This window comes from Vibrio sp. 10N.261.55.A7 (assembly GCF_002877365.1).
Taxonomy (GTDB): Bacteria; Pseudomonadota; Gammaproteobacteria; order Enterobacterales; family Vibrionaceae; genus Vibrio.
Map to the genome: position 1 here is coordinate 1 of NZ_MCWZ01000313.1, position 5,576 is coordinate 5,576.

Consider the following 5,576-nt stretch of genomic DNA (forward strand, 5'->3'; position numbering starts at 1 on the left):
AAACAGACGACTAATACAGCCGTACCTGCCAATCTGGTAAGTAAAGAAATGTTGCCTGCAGCCTCAGTTTCGTAATCCATCACAATGGTGAATATCCAACTTGTCCCCTCAACAGGGTAGAAGTAGAGTAACTTTTCTCTGCCATCGACAGTGATGTATTCAACTTTGTTTTGTCTTATCGCTTCTTCAATTACTGGCATGGAAAGTGTTTGCGATAGACGATTTAGTGGCTGTAATGCGAACTGCTTATCTGGGTGAACCAGTAATGTACTGTCCGTTTTTTCTATGAGCATCGTATACGCGTTCTGACCAACATCCAGATTGATGAGATCAGTGACCAGTTGGTCAATAAGTACATCAGCGCCAACGACACCTCTTAGCGTCGCACCTTGATAAACGGGTTCTGCGATGGTAACTAATAGCTCTCCAGTAATCGCATCTTGGTAAGCGGTGGTTACAATCTGTTCATTCGCGGTCAGCGCATCTTTATACCAAGGGCGTTCACGAGGGTCATAGCCCGCTCTATTTCGTTCTGGGTGCGAACGAAGCATTTCACCTTCAACCGTGCCAAAAAAGATGTCATCAAATCCGCCAGCAACGCGAGCCTGCTTTAGAAATGGCACCACATCTGGTTGGTCGATATTCTGGTTGAACGCTGAAGATATATTTTTCCTAACCTCAATCCAATCGGAAATCCCTTCCGACGCTGTACTCGCAATGCTTTCTGAACGAGAGTAAATGTTTTCAGTTGTTTCATCGAGCAGCTTAAATCCAGACAGCGAAGTGAGAATTATCGCCATCAACATGACAGCTGCAACACTGCAAGCAGTTAACTTATGTTTAAGAGTGAGTTTCATAATCAATCAAAATAAGAAAATAAAGCGCGATAGTACAGATTACTTGCGGCATATGCACTAAGTAAGATCAATATTGTTATCTGGATTCAAATGATATTAAGTCACAGATAAATAAACTTAATTCGTTTGTTTTTTAAATACCCAAACTGACTATTATTTGGTCGACATTATTAGTAGATCATCCAAAAAAGCGATTCTTCACAAAATGTTGTACTATATATAAAACGATTACATGGACACATACATGGAAGCCGAACTTCTTGAAATTCAGAACTTTTTGTCCCAACGACCTCCATTCAATGACTTGCCTCAGGAAGTCTTAGAACACGTCACTAGACACGTTGAAATATCCTACTATCGACAAGACACGCCAATCATTCATTTTGGCGACAGTATCCATGATCTGTATATTGTTCGCAGTGGCATCGTCGAAGTCTTTCGCCGTAAGGGAGAGCTGTATAATCGTTTAGATGAAGGTGCCCTATTTGGACAAATGGGCCTGTTAACCAACAATAAGGTCCGTTTTCCTGCCAAAGCGATAGAAGACACCCTTCTCTATTGCCTCCCTGAGCCTATTTTCCAAGAGCTTTATGATAACCACGACTCATTTGCCGACTTTGTTGAAGTTGAAGACAACGCTCGACTCAGACAAACCGTGTCCAATACTGAAGATGAGAACGATCTCACCACCTGCAAAGTAAGAACACTTTTGACTCGTGATGTCCTCTCCATTTCTGGTAAAGAGACCATTCAACAAACGGCAATCAAAATGGCAGAAGAGAATGTGTCGTCACTCTTGATTGTTGACCAAAGTAAGTTTGATGATGATGACGATGATGACAGTCCAGTTCTCGGTATCATAACCGACCGTGACCTATGTACTCGAGTGTTGGCGGAGGGGCGAAGCCCAGAAGATGAAGTGGCCAGCGTGATGACGACGGAAGTTATCTCTCTCGATCATAATGCCTATGTATACGAAGCTATGTTAACCATGCTTCGCTACAACGTTCATCACCTACCCGTACTTAAAGACCGCCAACCGATTGGGATTATAGAAGCGACAGATATCGTTCGTTATGAGTCCCAAAACTCTCTATTGCTCGTAAGCAGTATCTTCCAGCAACAATCGATTGAAGAGCTGGTACAAATATCTGAACAGGTGAAAGACAGCTTTGTTCGATTAGTCAATGAGGACGCGAATTCTCACATGGTGGGAACGGCGATGTCAGTGATTGGCCGCAGCTTTAAGCAACGAATCATCGAACTAGCAGAACAAGAGTTAGGCCCTGCGCCCATACAGTATTGCTTTTTAGCGCTCGGTTCGATGGGGCGAGACGAACAACTCATCGTTACCGATCAAGACAACGCTATTATCTTGGATGATAACTACAATCATGAAAAGCATAATGCGTATTTCAAAAAGTTCTCCAAGTTCATCTGTGATGGATTAGCTAAGTGCGGGTATACCTACTGTACTGGTGACATTATGGCGACTAATCCCGAGTGGAGAATGACACGCAGAGAGTGGGAAGAGTGCTTTTCCGATTGGATTGACAACCCGAACCCTAAAGCGCTATTGAACTCTTCCATTTTCTTTGACTTAGATGGTGTACACGGGCGTTTAAAGTGGGCAGAACAGCTCAATAGCTTTATTGTGCGTCGTGCGAAGAAGAACAACCGATTCCTTGCATGCCTTGCTCGTAACGCGCTCAATAGAACGCCACCACTCGGCTTCTTCCAGGATTTTGTTATGGAAAAAGATGGTCGCCATAATAACTCGATTAACTTGAAACGACGCGGAACTGCACCTTTGGCAGACCTGATCCGTGTTCATTCATTGGCTGTCGGCTCTCGCTCTAGAAACTCCTTTGAGAGATTAGATGACATTATCGATGCGGGAATACTACCGAAAGGAAGAGCCCAGGATTTAAGAGATGCGATGGAATTTATTTCTATGGTTCGAATACGTCACCAAGCGATAGATGTGGAAAACGAAATCGACCCAGATAACAACATCGAGCCGGAGAATCTTTCCGACTTTGAACGTCGTAATCTTAAGGATGCGTTTCAAATATTAAGTAACGCTCAAAATTTCCTTAAATTCCGTTACCAAGCCAATAGCACGTTCAAATAAGGGATCGCTATGAATCGCCTTTTTCAAAAGCCCGCTATTGATTGGGCTCTAAAACTAAGAAAGCAGCACGAGATTGCGATACACCCTGCTCTCAAAAATTTCTACGCACAGCCTATACCGGATCAAAATACACCAATCGGGGAAATCGAGTTTCTTGCCGTTGACTTCGAAACAACAGGATTAGATTCGAAAAAAGACGATATTATCACCATTGGTGTCGTTCCTTTTACGCTCAACAGGGTTTACTTAAATAGAGCGAAACATTGGACTGTAAGACCACGTAAACAGCTTAATGAAGATTCCGTCGTGATACATGGTATTACACATAGTGATATTGCCGATGCGCCTGATCTGACTGAAATTATTGAGGAAGTCCTTGACTGTATTTCAGGGTATGTTCTGGTTGTACACTACAATAAAATTGAAAGAGAGTTTCTCGACCGAGCATTACGATCTCGTTTTAATGAAGGCATCGTCTTTCCAGTCGTCGATACGATGCAGTTGGAGAGTAATATTCAAGCCCTCTGGGCTGGTGGCTTTTGGAACATGCTCAAAGGGAAAAAACCTCAGTCTGTTCGCCTTGGCAAAAGTAGGCTGCGTTATGGTTTACCTCCTTACACTCCTCATCACGCACTCACCGATGCCATCGCAACGGCAGAGCTCATGCAAGCTCAGTTTGCTTATCACTATGACACCAACCAACCGGTACGAGATTTCTGGCTCTAACAAGCTGAAACTACATTTGATAAGCCAAAAATTTAGATATAAAAAAACTCTAGCATGTCGCTAGAGTTTTTTATTTGCTTCTTGTATTGCAACATTATCGCTGCATACAGACTGTCGTTCTATTTGTAACGCTCCGTACGCATACCCATCAATAAGCTTACGCACATTAACAGCAGGATGAATACAAACGGCAGAGCTGTTGAAATTGCACCAGCTTGAAGCGCTTGTACTGCCTCTGTACCACCAATCCAAAGTAACGCTACAGCAATAGCACCTTCCATGAATGCCCAGAAACAACGCTGAAGAACAGGCGCGTCAACCTTACCACCAGCGGTAATGCTGTCGATAACTAACGAACCTGAATCTGAAGACGTAATAAAGAACACGAGAACAAGAATAACCGCAATTACAGACAGTAAAGAGCCAAGTGGTAGCAAGTCAAACATCTGGAACATCGCCAGAGAAACATCAGTAAGGCCTTCTGCTCCTAATGCGCCCACGCCATTTTTAACCTGATCAATAGCCATGCCGCCAAAGGTCGACATCCAAAGAACAGTAAAAGCAGTTGGAACAAGCAACACAGCAGTCAAGAATTCTCGTACAGTACGACCACGTGATACACGTGCGATGAACATACCGACAAATGGAGACCAAGATACCCACCACGCCCAATAGAATACAGTCCAACCTTGGAACCATGCTTCATCTTCACGCCCGTGAGGATTACTCAATGGAATGATATTTTCTACGTAAGCAGAAAGTGTCGTTGGTATAGAGCCAAGTGTCACTGCGTAACCAATTAGGCAAACAAGAACAAGTAACACGATTGCGACAAGCATGTTGATGTTACTGATCACTTTAACACCACCATCAATACCACGTAGAACCGACACAACAGCCAGTAAAGTCACGATAGTAATAACAATAACCTGAAGTGTTAAACCAGTATCAACGCCAAACACATGATGAATACCACTTGCCGCCTGTTGCGCCCCTAAACCCAGTGAGGTCGCTAAACCGAACAGAGTCGCGAGCACCGCGAGAATATCAACAATATGCCCTGCCCAACCCCACGCTCTGTCACCTAAAATAGGGTAAAAGATAGAACGAATAGAAAGTGGAAGACCTTTATTGTACGTAAAGAACGCGAGTGAAAGAGCAACAACACTATAGATAGCCCAAGGGTGTAAACCCCAGTGGTACATAGTCGCACCCATCGCCAGTTTTGCAGCCTCTGGTGTATTGGCCGCGACATTAAGTGGTGTTTCATACCAACCTGTAAAATACGCTACAGGTTCCGCAACACTCCAGAACATCAAACCAATACCCATACCCGCGGCGAATAGCATTGAGAACCACGAAATCAATGAGTAGTCTGCTGTTGCGTCTTGTCCGCCTAGGCGAATTTTACCAAATGGAGAGACTATCAACGCTAAACAAAATATAACAAAAATGTTCCCTGACCAGATAAATAGCCAGTCAAACGCACCGATGATCTGCCATTTAACACCATCCAGCGCCGTTTTTGCTGTTTCAACGTCGGAAATTAAAACACCGATTAAAAACAAGGCAATAAGACCTGCACTTATACCAAAAACAGGGTTGTGTACATCAAAACCCCATTTCTGAACATTATCTTGTCCAACAGTGTAGTCAGTACTGTCGATACTGTATTTATCAATCCCTTTAGTCATTATTCCTCTCTTAAATTTATTTCTGTATCTTTTAAATGCGACCAGTAAAAATCACAGAGAAATACTCAGCTATGGTCTGTACTGGTTGCAATTGATGTATTTATTATCTCCCAATAATTGGAGAGATAAATTATCTACACGCAAAATAAAAGGTTCATCGCGGAT

The 5,576-nt window shown here is 43.1% G+C and carries 4 protein-coding genes; 2 read left to right on the forward strand and 2 right to left on the reverse strand.

Annotation, left to right across the window (positions count from 1 at the left end):
* On the reverse strand, positions 1–857 hold an 857-nt coding region (locus BCU12_RS18980; RefSeq protein ID WP_198599381.1), incomplete at its 3' end, for a cache domain-containing protein.
* Between the two features lie 244 nt (positions 858–1,101).
* On the opposite strand from BCU12_RS18980, the gene BCU12_RS18985 reads away from it, so the two are divergent.
* Together BCU12_RS18985 and BCU12_RS18990 are read left to right on the forward strand one after the other, a co-directional pair.
* Entirely contained in the window at positions 1,102–2,991 is a 1,890-nt protein-coding gene (locus BCU12_RS18985) for a DUF294 nucleotidyltransferase-like domain-containing protein (protein WP_102405819.1), read from the forward strand.
* A gap of 9 nt (positions 2,992–3,000) precedes the next feature.
* Complete coding sequence (locus tag BCU12_RS18990; protein ID WP_102405820.1) at positions 3,001–3,717, forward strand: 3'-5' exonuclease; 717 nt, start codon at positions 3,001–3,003, stop codon at positions 3,715–3,717.
* A 119-nt stretch (positions 3,718–3,836) separates the two neighbouring features.
* On the opposite strand, the gene BCU12_RS18995 is transcribed toward BCU12_RS18990, so the two are convergent.
* Entirely contained in the window at positions 3,837–5,411 is a 1,575-nt protein-coding gene (locus tag BCU12_RS18995; RefSeq protein WP_102405821.1) for a BCCT family transporter, read from the reverse strand.
* Positions 5,412–5,576: the final 165 nt, after the last annotated feature.